This is a genomic window from Acinetobacter sp. WU_MDCI_Abxb74, from assembly GCF_025513915.1.
In the GTDB taxonomy this organism is placed as follows: Bacteria; Pseudomonadota; Gammaproteobacteria; order Pseudomonadales; family Moraxellaceae; genus Acinetobacter; species Acinetobacter calcoaceticus_C.
This window is the reverse complement of the sequence record NZ_JAHPRP010000001.1, coordinates 1,207,015-1,220,680: the sequence shown is the minus strand read 5'-3', so window position 1 is coordinate 1,220,680 and position 13,666 is coordinate 1,207,015. Positions and strand designations below refer to the sequence as shown.

Genomic DNA, 13,666 nt, shown 5'->3' with positions numbered 1-13,666 from the left:
ATAAAGATATGATAAGAACTCGACATGATGGCAAATCTAGTCATCCATTAGCCAAAATGTTCAATCGATATTATTGGTTGCAGATTGGTCTGATTGCATTATCGATCGTGGTCGGGTTGGCTTGTAGTGCATGGGTCATTAAAGGCTCTTTACTTAAAACAGCTTTAGAACAGGAAATGGAGCATTACTGGTTACGCATAGAACGTGACCCAAATGCAGATTTACCGGATACGAAAAATTTATATGGATATCGGTGGAATACACAGGTCGCACCTCAACCATTTCGGGGCATGCATTTAGAGAGTGGGGTACATCGAATCTTTGTTGATGGTAAAGAGCGTATGACGGTCTATGGTGAGCGTAATGGTCAGCATGTTCTGTTGGTATTTGGCGAGAGCAATGTCAATAAGCTGATCTGGTTATTTGGATTGGCTCCGCTCATGTTTAGTTTGTCTGTGCTATATAGCTTTTTATGGTGGTCAAATCGAAAAGCCAGACGCTATTTTTCCCCAATTACACGTTTGGCAAATGCTTTGGAAAATATCGATTGGGCACATCAAGATACCCAAGCATCTCCTTTTAAAGATATTAATACCAATGGCAACATGGAAGCAGAATATCTCAAGCAAGCCTTGGAAAAATATCATCAAGTTTTAAGTGATTTTATTCGACGCGAAAGGGAGTTTACGGGAGATGTGAGCCATGAGCTGCGTACTCCACTCACTATTTTGAAGGGTAATGTGCAACTTTGTCAGGCTAGATATGGAGATGATAAAGCCTTAGTTCGTCTTCATAATACGATTGAGGATATGCAGTTATTAGTCGATACCTTATTGGCGATTGCACGTAATACAGTAAAAAGCTTACCGTCTGAGAAGAATTTTTTATCTAGAATTGTGAAGGATTTAGTCGAAAGTTTACAAGCAGTGAGTGAGAGTAAGGGAATACATATTCATATTCAACCCGACCTTTCTGAACAGCCGCGCTGGTTATATCCTTCTATGACTAAAATGGTTTTAAGCAATATTTTACGTAATGCATTGAACTATTCTCAAGGCTCACAAATCGATATTATTCAACAAAAAAACAGCCTGATTATTGCGGATAATGGAATTGGAATTTCTTTACCTAACGATGTTAAGGTTCAAGAGCTCAGCGATTCACAACTCTCTTTAAAGGCTAAAGGCCATGGAATTGGTTTGCAATTGGTGCAAAAGCTTTGCAAACAATTAGGATGGCGAGTGGAGTTGTTTGATCGGCAGTACTATTTAGCTACTCATCCTGAGTTGGACTTAGAACAGGCAACAGGTTTAATTGTTGTGGTCTATTTGAGCTAACTTACAGAACTGTCTAAAGCAATTTTTAAACCGACGCCTGCCACTGTATGTAATAGCTTAGGGTCAAAAGGTTTATCAACCATTTTTCTTAAGTTATATATGTGACTGCGTAATGCATCACTTTCAGGTTCTTCATCGCCCCATAACTCCATCATCAGTTCTTGTTTGGTCACCACTTTTGGAGATTGACGCATCAAAATTTTTAATAATTTAAATTGAATAGGCGGCAATTCGATATTATTTCCGGCACGAATAACTGTTTGGGTTGCGCTATCAAGAATTAAGTCATGAATCTGAATTTTATGATGAGTGACTTCGCCAGCTGCTCTTTTAATTAATGCACGAATCCGCATGACTAATTCATTAAAATCAAAGGGTTTAACCAAATAATCATCTGTTCCAGCGGTAAAACCTTTAAGCTTGTCATCTAAAGTATCTCTTGCTGTCAGCATAAGGACAGGAATATCAACACCTTGTTGGGTGCGGAGCCAGTTACATAGGTCATAACCTGAGCCGTCCGGTAAGTTTATATCGAGCAGCAAAAGATGATAATGCTGCGATTTGAGAAAAGTCCGTGCAGCATCTAAATTACGCGCATGATCGATGATATAACCATGCACTTCAAGAAATTCGCAGACGGTTGCTGCAAGTTCAAAATGGTCCTCAACCATGAGGATAAAATGATTACCCATAAGATTTTATTAAGCCATTAATTTAATAATTGTTGTTTCAATTTAGCATTAAATGGTTCGCTACCAAACCAGATTTTAAAATATTGATTTGCATTCGGATTGTTTAAAGAACCGAGTAGCTCCTGGTTTAATTTTAGTTCCAGTTTTTGATTTTCTTGCTGGTAATACAAACTATATAAGTCTCCATTTTTGATGGGTCTATAAAGTTCATTAATATGATTAAGCGGAGATTTTGCATCAAATCCACTAATATTCTTTTTCAAATAATGGGTTGCTGCACGTTTAAAAGCCCACTCGGGAATATCGCGGTTATAGCTAAAGTCCATTTTGATGCTTTGACTTTGCCAATTTTTTAAGCAATCTTCAGCAAAGTAACTGACATTTCCCACTTTTTTACTCGTGACCATCAAAGGTGCTGAACTGCATTTTTTCAGTTCAGCCGCATTCGCTTGAGATACGATCAAGATTCCCAGAAATATTAAGACTCGACTTTTTTGAACGGCAATATCCATTTATAGACTCCTCCAAAGATTGGTAAAGAACGGTAGAGACCATTCGCCGGATCCCAATAATCTTGCTGGAAAATAATTTTTTGCTGATCATTAATCTTAATTTGACTAATTCCATAAGAAGCCATGGTTTTTGAACGACCTAACATTTTAAAGTCATAGGTCATGTACCAATGGATATAGGCTGTATCTTGATGGTGAGTTGCACTAATGAGTTTTACAGTGACATTACTTACTCTGGCATTCATGCCTTCAAAATGTTTGATCAGATCTGTTTTCTGAGAGAACTGCGAGAGTGTGTCGTTAATATAAAGCTGATCAGCGTAGAGACTACCTGCATTGTTTACAAAAGAAGGAGTACCAAGTGTATTAAATGCGGCAACAAAACGATTGCCGATATCTAACGCCTGCTCGTCATTTAATGTTATTCCATTAATTTTTTGTTCAGCTTTGCCGTAGTCACCTGAGTAGCTAGGCACACTTTTACACGCTGTTAAACCTACCAAGGTAATCAGCCCGAGGGCTGTGGTTATAATTTTCATGTCTATATCCGAGCCAACTTTATAAGATTAAATTAAAGAGCTGGTCGTGAAGTTTGCGTGAATTCTTATGTTTTTAGATTGACGTTTAGAGGCTGGTTTTTTAGAAAGGGTTAGATATCATCTCTCTCAAAATATTTTTGAAATAATGCTTTAAAAATTTACAGTTCTTTCCTGAAAAAGATAACATCCATATTTAAGAAGTTAGACGAATTCACTTTTATAAAACCGAGTTTATTTAATAGGTTGTGGGCGGGCAAATTATTTTCTTCTGAGAAAGCGATAACATGCTTAAAGTTTCGATTTTTCATGTCTTCTAGTAACTTAAGTGAAGCTTCAACAATATAGCCTTTATTTCGTTCACTTTTAATAAGCCTAAAACCTAGTTCAGCTTCCGTTTGACCATTAACTTCACACGTTTCAAAACCACAATAACCAATAATTCTGTGTGTTTCTTTTAAGATGATAGCCATTTTGCCAAAATTGTAATTTTTATAATGTTCTAAAATTTCTAAAAATCGACGAGTTGCAGCTTCAGTAGACAAAGCACCGTAAGGCGAAAAGGCCATAAAATCTTTGTTTTGAAACATCTCAATCATGATGGATAAGTCTTTATCGAGGAATGGTTTTAAAATTAAGCGATCTGTCTCTAACATAGCGTTCTTATTAAATGGTTTGAAAAGTATTTTTATCTATAAAGATTTTTTTGGATAGCTCAAATGCTATTTTTGAAGGTTCTTCATTTGTTAAAAACCTTTGGCATTTTAAGTTTATATATAAAGGAAATCTGTTTCTAATTTTTTTTTCTTCACTCCATGAAGAGCAATTTAAATATTCTCTTTGTAGTTGTCTTCTTACAATTTCCTTCACGCAAATTTCAAGCTCGAAAGAAGGTAAAAGTAAAAAGGTCAAAGAACTTTCTTCAATCTGAGCTTTGATCTCATGATAACTATCCATAAGTTCATTTGGGTAAGTCATAAATCCTGATGAACATATAATTATGTTTATAAGATCAGGGTTTATAGTTGTTATTAGACTTCTATATAACTCAATGTTTTTAATAGCATATTCTTTATAACTATATTTAGTTATAAATTGAGAAATATCTCCTATTTTAAGCATAAAGTGCTCATCTAAATCATAATAAATAGCACCGAAATCTATAGCAAATTGTTTAGCAAGACTTGTTTTTCCAGCTCCACCTGGACCAATGAAATGTATAAGCAAGAGGCAACTTCCTTTATTAATTCAGCCTTATTTCACCAATAAATATAGTTTATGTTTTCACCAGAAATCTGTCTCATAGCCGCGATGAGCAATCTTTCAATTATCTTATCAAGAGCTAGATAATTTGGAGGAAAACTCTCTAACGTAATAACATCGGTACTTATTTCCCATAAGTTTTCTTTAACTCTCATACTCTTTTTTATTTGAATAGAATTTGTTTTTTGTTGAAGTAAATCAATACAATCATTTATTGGAGCTTCTACAAATCCTACGATCTCATTATCTTTCGGCTTGAGCTCGGATAAATCAATATTTAAAGGCAATAAAAAGATATGTTGAAATTCATTCGCAATGTAATTTTCTGCTATATGGCAAGCCGTTTGCCGAATTCAAATAGAAATTAATTGATTAAATCTCACATCAATTCCTAATTCTTCTTGGCATTCTCTTATGCCATCTTCAATGGTTTCACCTGCCTCATAGTGGCCGCCCAGAGATATCAAGAAAACTTTTTCTGTCGAAAGTATAGTTATCAGAATTTTTTAGCTGAAAATAAACATATTGAGTTGATGGGTTGTATACAAGGCAAGTAAAAACCCTATGCCATAGTCCCAATTGATGGGCTAATTTTTTATCAATAACGCCCATGTATTCGTAATTATCATTAAATATATCAATATCCATGCTATTTTTTAATCAACTATAAATTTTCAGAACATATTTTATGTGGTTTATAAGATAGAAATTAAAAGAAAGCAATTTTATTCTAGCTGCGCTTTACTCATAAGAGATATAGATAAGTTTTGAATAAATAGAAGGGTTAAATAATGAAAACAATTGGTTTATTAGGTGGAATGAGTTGGGAATCTACAGCGCTTTATTATCAACAAATTAACAAAATGGTTCACGGTAAATTAGGAAAATTACATTCTGCTAAGGTCATTATTAATAGTGTGGATTTTGAAGAAATCGCAGCCTTGCAAGCGAAGGGTTTATGGCAAGAAGCTGGCGCATATTTAGCTGAGCAAGCACAAAATTTAGAAAAAGCAGGGGCAGAGTGTATTTTGGTGTGTACGAACACCATGCATAAAATTGCATCGCAGATTGAGGATGCTATTACGGTTCCTTTCTTACACATCGCTGATGCAACGGCAAAAGAAATTGTGAGTCAAGACATTGGTAAAGTCGCACTGTTGGGAACAGCTTTTACAATGGAGCAAGATTTTTATAAAGCTCGATTACAGGAGCATGGAATTGACGTGATGATTCCAAATGAAGCCGACCGAAAGATAGTACATCGTATTATTTATGAAGAACTTTGTTTAGGTGTGATTAACCCAGATTCAAGGCAAAAATACGAGACTATTGTAGAGGCGCTTATAGCTGAAGGCGCAGAAGGAATTATCTTGGGTTGTACCGAAATTTGTATGTTGATTGGTGAGCTTAAATTCTCGGTTCCTTTATTTGATACAACTACCATTCATGCAAAAGAGGCAGTGAGTTTTAGCTTAAACGAAAATAAAAAGTCTAAAAGCGCCAATCTACGCATGACTGCTGGGAATATTCTTTAGCAATATTTCAAATATCCTTTGTCATTAATCGTTAAGCCTGTGTCGTCAAATGTAAAGTGGCACATATCCTACTTATTGTAGTTTGAGTTATTGCTGTTATAGGCACTTAATAAAAAACCAAAATATGGGATAGGACATGACGTTGACGAAAGCTATACGTTTCTATGGAACAGGAACGCCTGAAGTAATGCGCTATGAAGATGTAGAAGTAGGAGACCCAAAAGCTGGAGAAGTACGCCTACGCCATGTGGCAGTCGGTTTAAATTATGCCGATACATATTTTCGTAATGGAATATATAAAATTCCAATGCCTAATGGCATGGGTGTCGAGGCTTCTGGTGTTGTCGAAGCTTTAGGTGAAGGGGTCACTCAGCTTAAAGTGGGTGATCGGGTCACTTATACAGGTTTTTTAAATACTTTAGGTGCATATAGCACCCACCGTTTAATTTCAGCAGATGCGCTGATTAAATTACCCGAAGAAATTTCTTGTGAAACAGCGGCAGCCATGACCATGAGAGGATTGACCGCTGCTTATCTAATGCGCCGTATTTATGACTTTAAAGCTGGCGATTCAATTTTATTGCATGCAGCTGCAGGCGGTGTTGGGTTGATTGTTTCTCAGTGGGCTAAATTACTTGGCTTGACTGTTATTGGCACAACCTCTTCAGAAGAAAAAGCTGCCGTAGCTCGAGCTCATGGTTGTGATCATGTCATTAATTATAGCCATGAAAATGTTGCCGAACGTGTACGCGAGTTAACAGGTGGCGTTGGTGTAAATGTCGTTTTCGATAGTGTCGGTCAAGCCACTTTCATGAGCTCATTAGACTCCCTAAAACGCCGTGGTTTGCTGGTCTGCGTAGGTACGGCTTCGGGTCCAATTCCCGCTTTTGATCCGGTATTACTTGCCGTGAAAGGTTCGCTATTTGTGACACGTCCGGCTTTAGCCGATTACATTGTAGATCCTGCCGAGAAAAAAGAACTGGCAAATGAATTATTTGATCATGTTCGACATAGACGAATCAAAATTGAAATTAATCAGCGCTATGAGCTAAAGGATGCCGTGCAAGCTCATCGTGATTTAGAAGCACGTAAAACAATAGGTTCATCAATTTTTGTAATTTGAAGGGATTTCTTATGCAAATTGAACAGCTAACTTGCAATATTGGTGCAGAGTTAAGTGGCATAAAACTGTCTGATGCAATTTACGACGATGGTTTATTTTCTGAAATTCGTACCCAACTGCTTAAACATCGTGTTTTGTTTTTACGAGATCAGCATTTAACCCGTCAGGATCATGTCGCATTTGCAGAAAAATTCGGGCAATTAGAAGCTCATCCAGCGGTCAGGAGCCATCCTGATCATCCTGGTTTATTGCAGATTTATAAAAGCCCCGAAAGTCCAGTTGATCGTTATGAAAATTCTTGGCATAGCGATGCAAGCTGGCGCAAGGCCCCACCTATGGGATGTGTGCTGCATTGTGTTGAATGTCCACCTGTAGGTGGCGATACAATGTGGACAAATATGGTCATGGCCTATGAGTTTTTACCCAACGATATCAAGGATAAGATTGCAGACTTACGTGCGTACCACAGCATAGAAGCGAGTTTTGGCGCTGCGTTGCCACTTGAGAAGCGTTTGGAATTAAAAGAAAAGTTTCCCGATGCAGAGCATCCAGTGGTACGTACTCATCCTGAAACGGGCGAGAAAATTTTATACGTCAACGCGTTTACCACCCATTTCAGTAACTATCACACCAAAGAGCGAGTCAGATTTGGACAAGATGCCAATCCGGGCGCAGCTGAACTACTATGTTACTTAATTTCTCAAGCCTATATTCCAGAGTTTCAAGTGCGCTGGCGTTGGAAGCCTAACAGTATTGCAATCTGGGATAACCGCAGTACACAACACTATGCCGTGATGGACTATCCGCCATGTCATCGGAAAATGGAACGGGCCGGCATTATTGGTGACGTAACCTATTAAATCTACAGATTAAAAAATTCTATCTGATTGAAAATTCATAAAATATATAAGGAGATGCACATGCAATTCTTTGACGATTCTTTGCACCCAGAAAATATGGAAAAAGTGGTAATCACGGTTGCGCCGTATGGACCGGAATGGATGCCTGAAGACTTTCCCGAAGATATTCCTGTGACCATGGATGAGCAAATACAAAAAGCGGTCGAGTGTTATGAAGCGGGTGCTACGGTGCTGCATTTACATGTCCGTGAGCTTGATGGCAAAGGCTCTAAACGTCTCTCAAAATTTAATGAACTCATCGCAGGTGTTCGTGAAGCTGTGCCTGACATGATTATTCAGGTGGGTGGTTCGATTTCATTTGCACCAGAGAGTGAAGGTGAGGCGGCACTATGGCTAAGTGATGACACTCGACATATGTTGGCTGAACTTACACCAAAACCTGATCAGGTCACGGTAGCTATTAACACCACCCAAATGAATATTATGGAATTGCTCTATCCTGAATATTTAGAAGGGACTTCATTGGAACATCCAGCGACTCAGGCAGCCTATGCTGAGATGACCGTGCCAGCTGGTCCAGCATGGGTAACTGAACATATTAAGCGCTTGTGTAAAAACAATATTCAGCCACACTTTCAGTTAACGGGAATGCATGGTCTTGAAACCCTAGAACGTATGGTGCGTAAAGGGTTGTATATGGGGCCGTTAAACTTAACTTGGATTGGAATTGGTGGTGGTTTTGATGGTCCAAACCCATTTAATTTCTTTAATTTTATTCATCGCGTACCTGATGGGTGTACTTTGACATCCGAATCTCTGCTCAAAAATGTATTACCTTTTAACACCATGTCGATGGCAATGGGGTTACATGCTCGTGTAGGTAACGAAGATACGATTATTGATCATCACGGACGCCGTTTTTCCTCTGTAGAGCAAATTAAGCAAACCGTTCGGATTGCCCATGAATTAGGTCGTGAAATTGCATCAGGAAAAGAAGCTCGTGAAATTTACCGCATTGGGGTGCAATACAACAGTATCGAAGAAACCCTAATCGCAAATGGTATGGCACCCAACCGTAAAGCAGGGCACAAAGGCGTTCCTCAGCGTAACTAATGTAACAAGGTCTAATGGAATTTAGACCTTAATTGTAGTGCAGCTTATTTGTTTTGATTTTAAAGAAACAATGCTGCACTCGCTAAATAGAAATTATAAAAAATACAAGGAGGTCTTATGAATGCGCATCAGTATTCAGATCAGATGAGCGATGTTGATACGTCAATCAGTATACCTCGTCGTTATGCATGGCTTGTTTTTGCTTTAACTTTTGGTTTACTCATTTCAGATTACATGTCACGGCAAGTATTAAACGCAGTCTTTCCGTTGCTCAAAACTGAATGGTTACTCAGTGACAGCCAGCTAGGTTTGCTCAGTGGCATTGTCGCCTTAATGGTAGGTTTACTGACTCTGCCGTTATCTTTATTAGCAGACCGTTTTGGACGAGTTAAAAGCTTGGCCATTATGGCGGCATTATGGAGTTTGGCGACTTTAGGGTGTGCACTTGCTGAAAACTATGAGCAAATGTTTATTGCTCGTTTTATGGTTGGTGTAGGTGAGGCGGCCTATGGCAGTGTTGGTATTGCAGTGGTTGTAGCTGTTTTTCCAAGGGAAATGCGTGCAACACTTGCTAGTGCTTTTATGGCTGGCGGTGTATTCGGTTCATTTTTGGGTATGGCCTTAGGTGGTGTTCTCGCTCAGCACTTTGGCTGGCGTTGGGCTTTTGGCGCTATTGCTTTATTTGGCCTCATTTTAGCTTTTCTATATCCAGTTCTAGTCAAAGAAAAAAGAATAGCTTCTTCACATCAAAATAAGAATCGTAGCAAAACCAAGCACATTCAAAGTCCTTTAAAAACTTTATATTCAAGTCGTTCAGTCATTGCCACTTACATTGGTAGTGGGTTGCAACTATTTGTTGGTGGCACGGTGATTGTCTGGATGCCGAGTTATCTCAATCGCTATTACGGCATGAGTACTGACAAAGCAGGTGTAATGGCAGCAGTGATTGTACTCTGTAGTGCTGTAGGTACAATTCTATGCGGTATGTTATGTGATTATTTGGGCCGTAATTGTCCTGATCGTAAGGTTAGTTTAGCCATTACATACTGCTTGGTCAGTTGTGTGCTTTTATTAATTGCTTTTGCTGTGCCTGCGGGGCGCAGCCAGTTACTTCTAATTTGCCTTGGAATGTTTATTGCCCTAGGAACCAATGGTCCATCCAGTGCCATGGTAGCCAATCTCACACATAACTCAGTTCATGGCTCTGCGTTTGCAACGCTCACCTTAGCTAATAATTTTCTGGGTTTAGCGCTTGGTCCTTTGGTCGTTGGCAAAGTATCTGATGTGATCGGTTTACACAGCGCATTTCAGCTGATGCCATTGGTCAGTATTGCAGCCGCTGCCGTATTTTTTTATGCCAAACGCCATTATCACAAAGATATTGCACGCTTTGAACAGCAAGGAATGACTGAACTTAAAAATCATTCAGATAACCAAATACAAAAATGTAGGATGAATAATAAATGATGATTCGGCAATTACACATTGATGTATTTTTTGACTTTATTTGTCCTTGGTGTTTGATCGGAAAACGTCAGTTACTGATCGCTATAAATAGATTTTATCAGCTTCACCCTAGCGTCAAAGTTGTCGTGCATTGGCGAGGTGTTCAGCTCATACCAGACTTGGCAGTTGAAGGAGTGCCTTTTCAAACATTCTATTTGAAAAGATTAGGTAGCTTGACAGCAGTTCACATGAGACAGGAACAAGTCAATAAAGCCGCAAATAAAATTGGCCTCAAAATCGATTTTGAACAAATTAAACGCATGCCAAACACGGCTAAGGCTCATCGCTTATTTGATAAAGCTTTAAAGATCGGTACTCCTGAGCAGTGCAATATGCTGTTAGAACAGCTCTTTGCCGCATACTTTTATGATGGCTTAGACATCGGAAATACCACCACTTTATACAAAATCGCGAAACGTTGTGGCTTCCCACCTGAGCTAATCAAAAATTTACTTATTCAAGATCATCAAGATTTTATCTCTGCAAGTACAGGAGGTAATGGTGTGCCTTACTTTATTTTTGATCGGGCCTCTGCATTAGTTGGAGCGCAATCAGCAGATGCATTTTATCAAGCGATGCATGAGGCACTTGTTGTTCAGGGAGAATTAATGTGACTACTCGATTTGAAGTACCTCTAGACAAAATACCGAATTTAGGCGAACGGGCTTTTTTTAAAGTCGGAGATAAAACTCTTGCGCTATTTAATATTGCGACTCAATTTTATGCAATCGATGACAGTTGTCCTCATCAGGGCGCATCGCTATTTAGCGGACGTTTAGAAGGACGAGTAATTCAGTGCTGTGCCCATGGTCTACGCTTTGATTTAACAAATGGCTGTTTAGTTAATTCTTCTCAGCTCAAAGTTGCAACCTATCCCGTAGAAGTGATTGAGGAAAAAGTATTTATTGTGATGGGTTCTGGAGAAAATCATGGCTAGCTTAGTTTTGAAAAATTTTACCCAGCGCACACGAGAATTAGCACCGGGTTTTGTGGTCAGTTCAGTCGTTGCTGCGGCTGCCTGTTTTTTATCTGAGCACTATGGTGCCCCAGTCATGTTATTTGCCTTACTGCTAGGTATGAGTCTAAATTTTTTAGCAGCCGAAAGTAAATGTAAGGCTGGTATCGAATTCACCGCACGTACTGTGCTTCGAATGGGTATTGCCTTACTCGGCATGCGTATAACTTTAGGACAAATCACTGCACTAGGGTGGCAGCCTGTAGCCTTAGTCATAACTCTAGTTATTGTAACAATCGCCGTTTCAGTGATTGCTGCTAAAATTTTAGGTTTCCAAAGACTATTTGGTATGTTGACCGGTGGATCAACCGCAATTTGTGGTGCTTCAGCTGCGCTAGCATTGTCAGCTGCCTTTCCGAATCATCCCCAAAAAGAAAAAGCGACCTTGTTTACAGTCATTGGGGTCTCTGCACTTTCAACATTAGCAATGATTGTCTATCCAATGATTGCGAAGTGGTTAGAGTTATCGCCACAAGCTGCGGGTGTGTTTCTTGGCGCTACCATTCATGATGTAGCGCAAGTGGTGGGAGCTGGTTATAGCATGTCTACCGAAACAGGTGATACTGCGACTGTAGTTAAACTGATGCGTGTAGCAATGTTACTTCCAGTGATTGTTTGTGCAGCAATGATTACCCGCATGCAAGGTGCAGATACAATGGGGGAGCGTCCACCATTACTACCTTGGTTTGCAGTTGGCTTTTTAATACTCGCTTGTATTAACAGTACAGGATGGGTGCCAGTAATGATTCAAAATGGAATAAACGATTTATCACGCTGGTTTTTAGTCATCGCAATTAGTGCTTTGGGTATGAAAACTCAGTTGAAAGAATTGGCATCTGTCGGGATTAAACCAATTCTTCTCATGGTCGGTGAAAGCATATTTTTAGTGGTATTAGTTTTAGCCTTAATGCACTTTTGGTTTTAAGTTAATTTTAAATCTTTAGAGGAGGTTCTGGGTTATTCACAAAACTTCTTCTTTTATTTAAAGCTGTTTTGAATCAGTTCATCTTCTTTACTCTAAATACACCCGTGTTTAATTCAGTAGCGATTTGTTATGACTACGCCACATATTCGGTGACATCCCAAATTGATTAATGAACCAACGCGTAAAAGAGCTCGGCATCGAATAACCTAAAATATCAGACACTTGAGCGAGTGAATAATTTAGATTTTTTAAATAGCGCAATACGAGGTCTTTACGTACTTCATTGATTAAATCACTAAAACTCGTCTGTGCTTCTTCTAAGCGACGCTGTAAGGTCCGGACATGAAGACCATGTGTTTGAGCGACTTGATCAATCGTAGCGCGACCCATTGGTAAAAGAAGATAAATACTTTTACGAATATCAAAAATCATGGTTGATTCATTACTATTCTGTAAAATATCTAAATAACGCTGTGCATGGTTGGCCATAGCCAGATTTGCTTGAGGATTTGTTGTATCAAGTTCGGCCGCGGTACAAACAATGCCATTAAAGTCACTTCCAAATTCTAAGGCACAGCCAAAAATCCGTCGATGCAGGGTTAAATCGCTTGGTGGATTATGGGTGAAGTGAACACTTAATGGTCGCCATTTTTGCATCAGTAACGCTGCACAAAAACGATGGGTAATTCCTAAAGCAAGTTCAGTGGCTTGACGACTATATCCGCAAGTTGTGGTCACAACTTCTTCTCGAATAACCACCGTATCATCAATTTCTTCAATATATATTTCAAGTGAATTATTGAGTAAATTCCTATAACGAACAATCGTTTGTAAGGCATCTCGTAAAGTATGCTGATAATTTAGTAAAAGGCTAATTTCACCAAAATCTGCAATTTCGCGTTGCTCTGCCATATGTAAACCGAAAACATCGCAGCTACTCATTTGGGCTGAGTTCTCAAGCAAGGTAATGGCTTTATCTACAGGAATGCGTTGTTTAAGATCATTCAATTGAGCTTGACTAAGCCCAACACGTGATAATAAATGGTAGGGGTTTAGATCTAATTGTTGAGCAACTGCCAAATAATTTTTTAAAGAGGCGGTATGCGCAAGAGGTACCATTTTATTATCTCCTTGTTCTTAATCAGCCATATTCCTTACAGCTCATATCTAGTTATAACCAAAATATACACATTACAAAAGCTTTTATTTAAGAGCTTAATTGTTAAGTACGCATAATTTGAAACTTCTT

Annotated in this window: 16 protein-coding genes; 9 read left to right on the top strand and 7 right to left on the bottom strand. The window is 38.7% G+C overall.

Features of this window, described 5'->3' with window-relative positions:
• The first annotated feature begins 8 nt into the window (after positions 1 to 8).
• Positions 9 to 1,337 carry a sensor histidine kinase gene (locus tag KTH84_RS05860; protein WP_262472411.1) on the top strand — a complete coding sequence of 443 codons (1,329 nt, stop codon included), beginning with the start codon at positions 9 to 11 and terminating at the stop codon, positions 1,335 to 1,337.
• Here the strand turns inward: KTH84_RS05860 and KTH84_RS05855 are convergent.
• From KTH84_RS05855 to KTH84_RS19050, 6 genes are all read right to left on the bottom strand, one after another.
• The gene (locus KTH84_RS05855) at positions 1,334 to 2,029 is read right to left on the bottom strand and encodes a response regulator transcription factor (RefSeq protein WP_262472410.1); all 696 of its coding nucleotides are present in this window, start codon (positions 2,027 to 2,029) and stop codon (positions 1,334 to 1,336) included. The two genes, KTH84_RS05860 and KTH84_RS05855, sit on opposite strands and share 4 nt — an antisense overlap.
• A 17-nt stretch (positions 2,030 to 2,046) precedes the next feature.
• Positions 2,047 to 2,541, bottom strand: a complete 495-nt coding sequence (locus KTH84_RS05850) for a chalcone isomerase family protein (RefSeq protein WP_262472409.1) — start codon at positions 2,539 to 2,541, stop codon at positions 2,047 to 2,049.
• Positions 2,508 to 3,080, bottom strand: coding sequence for a nuclear transport factor 2 family protein (locus KTH84_RS05845; protein WP_262472408.1), 573 nt, complete (start codon positions 3,078 to 3,080; stop codon positions 2,508 to 2,510). The genes KTH84_RS05850 and KTH84_RS05845 overlap by 34 nt, the downstream gene beginning before the upstream one ends.
• Before the next feature lie 158 nt (positions 3,081 to 3,238).
• Entirely contained in the window at positions 3,239 to 3,733 is a 495-nt protein-coding gene (locus tag KTH84_RS05840; RefSeq protein WP_133972668.1) for a GNAT family N-acetyltransferase, read from the bottom strand.
• 10 nt (positions 3,734 to 3,743) lie between these two features.
• A complete protein-coding gene (locus KTH84_RS05835) occupies positions 3,744 to 4,304 on the bottom strand; it encodes a shikimate kinase (RefSeq protein WP_262472407.1) in 561 nt (186 codons plus the stop codon).
• A 389-nt stretch (positions 4,305 to 4,693) separates the two neighbouring features.
• Positions 4,694 to 4,807 (bottom strand): NUDIX domain-containing protein, encoded by a 114-nt coding sequence (locus KTH84_RS19050; protein WP_336038603.1) that lies wholly within the window; start codon positions 4,805 to 4,807, stop codon positions 4,694 to 4,696.
• Positions 4,808 to 5,131: 324 nt separating this feature from the next.
• Between KTH84_RS19050 and KTH84_RS05830 the strand changes: the two genes are divergently transcribed.
• The 8 genes from KTH84_RS05830 to KTH84_RS05795 all read left to right on the top strand — a co-directional run bounded on the left by KTH84_RS05830 (position 5,132) and on the right by KTH84_RS05795 (position 12,417).
• A complete protein-coding gene (locus tag KTH84_RS05830) occupies positions 5,132 to 5,875 on the top strand; it encodes an aspartate/glutamate racemase family protein (protein ID WP_262472405.1) in 744 nt (247 codons plus the stop codon).
• A 136-nt stretch (positions 5,876 to 6,011) separates the two neighbouring features.
• Entirely contained in the window at positions 6,012 to 6,998 is a 987-nt protein-coding gene (locus KTH84_RS05825) for a quinone oxidoreductase family protein (RefSeq protein ID WP_262472403.1), read from the top strand.
• Between the two features lie 11 nt (positions 6,999 to 7,009).
• The gene (locus tag KTH84_RS05820) at positions 7,010 to 7,858 is read left to right on the top strand and encodes a TauD/TfdA dioxygenase family protein (protein WP_262472402.1); all 849 of its coding nucleotides are present in this window, start codon (positions 7,010 to 7,012) and stop codon (positions 7,856 to 7,858) included.
• Positions 7,859 to 7,918: 60 nt separating this feature from the next.
• Entirely contained in the window at positions 7,919 to 8,971 is a 1,053-nt protein-coding gene (locus KTH84_RS05815) for a 3-keto-5-aminohexanoate cleavage protein (RefSeq protein WP_262472401.1), read from the top strand.
• Positions 8,972 to 9,088: 117 nt separating this feature from the next.
• The gene (locus KTH84_RS05810) at positions 9,089 to 10,438 is read left to right on the top strand and encodes an MFS transporter (RefSeq protein ID WP_133972682.1); all 1,350 of its coding nucleotides are present in this window, start codon (positions 9,089 to 9,091) and stop codon (positions 10,436 to 10,438) included.
• On the top strand, positions 10,435 to 11,091 hold the full coding sequence (locus KTH84_RS05805) for a DsbA family oxidoreductase (protein WP_262472400.1): 657 nt from the start codon (positions 10,435 to 10,437) through the stop codon (positions 11,089 to 11,091). The genes KTH84_RS05810 and KTH84_RS05805 overlap by 4 nt, the downstream gene beginning before the upstream one ends.
• A complete protein-coding gene (locus tag KTH84_RS05800; protein ID WP_262472399.1) occupies positions 11,088 to 11,414 on the top strand; it encodes a Rieske (2Fe-2S) protein in 327 nt (108 codons plus the stop codon). Before KTH84_RS05805 ends, KTH84_RS05800 begins: the two co-directional genes overlap by 4 nt.
• Complete coding sequence (locus KTH84_RS05795; protein ID WP_133972688.1) at positions 11,407 to 12,417, top strand: YeiH family protein; 1,011 nt, start codon at positions 11,407 to 11,409, stop codon at positions 12,415 to 12,417. The genes KTH84_RS05800 and KTH84_RS05795 overlap by 8 nt, the downstream gene beginning before the upstream one ends.
• 108 nt (positions 12,418 to 12,525) lie before the next feature.
• Here KTH84_RS05795 and KTH84_RS05790 read toward each other — a convergent pair whose 3' ends face one another.
• Positions 12,526 to 13,536 carry an AraC family transcriptional regulator gene (locus tag KTH84_RS05790; protein ID WP_262472397.1) on the bottom strand — a complete coding sequence of 337 codons (1,011 nt, stop codon included), beginning with the start codon at positions 13,534 to 13,536 and terminating at the stop codon, positions 12,526 to 12,528.
• Positions 13,537 to 13,666 lie beyond the last annotated feature (130 nt).

Excerpts from the sequence above, each read along its gene's own strand:
- KTH84_RS05860 (WP_262472411.1), top strand. The coding sequence starts at position 9 with ATGATAAGAACTCGACATGATGGCAAATCTAGTCATCCATTAGCCAAA.
- KTH84_RS05855 (WP_262472410.1), bottom strand. The coding sequence starts at position 2,029 with ATGGGTAATCATTTTATCCTCATGGTTGAGGACCATTTTGAACTTGCA.
- KTH84_RS05850 (WP_262472409.1), bottom strand. The coding sequence starts at position 2,541 with ATGGATATTGCCGTTCAAAAAAGTCGAGTCTTAATATTTCTGGGAATC.
- KTH84_RS05845 (WP_262472408.1), bottom strand. The coding sequence starts at position 3,080 with ATGAAAATTATAACCACAGCCCTCGGGCTGATTACCTTGGTAGGTTTA.
- KTH84_RS05840 (WP_133972668.1), bottom strand. The coding sequence starts at position 3,733 with ATGTTAGAGACAGATCGCTTAATTTTAAAACCATTCCTCGATAAAGAC.
- KTH84_RS05830 (WP_262472405.1), top strand. The coding sequence starts at position 5,132 with ATGAAAACAATTGGTTTATTAGGTGGAATGAGTTGGGAATCTACAGCG.
- KTH84_RS05825 (WP_262472403.1), top strand. The coding sequence starts at position 6,012 with ATGACGTTGACGAAAGCTATACGTTTCTATGGAACAGGAACGCCTGAA.
- KTH84_RS05820 (WP_262472402.1), top strand. The coding sequence starts at position 7,010 with ATGCAAATTGAACAGCTAACTTGCAATATTGGTGCAGAGTTAAGTGGC.
- KTH84_RS05815 (WP_262472401.1), top strand. The coding sequence starts at position 7,919 with ATGCAATTCTTTGACGATTCTTTGCACCCAGAAAATATGGAAAAAGTG.
- KTH84_RS05810 (WP_133972682.1), top strand. The coding sequence starts at position 9,089 with ATGAATGCGCATCAGTATTCAGATCAGATGAGCGATGTTGATACGTCA.
- KTH84_RS05805 (WP_262472400.1), top strand. The coding sequence starts at position 10,435 with ATGATGATTCGGCAATTACACATTGATGTATTTTTTGACTTTATTTGT.
- KTH84_RS05795 (WP_133972688.1), top strand. The coding sequence starts at position 11,407 with ATGGCTAGCTTAGTTTTGAAAAATTTTACCCAGCGCACACGAGAATTA.
- KTH84_RS05790 (WP_262472397.1), bottom strand. The coding sequence starts at position 13,536 with ATGGTACCTCTTGCGCATACCGCCTCTTTAAAAAATTATTTGGCAGTT.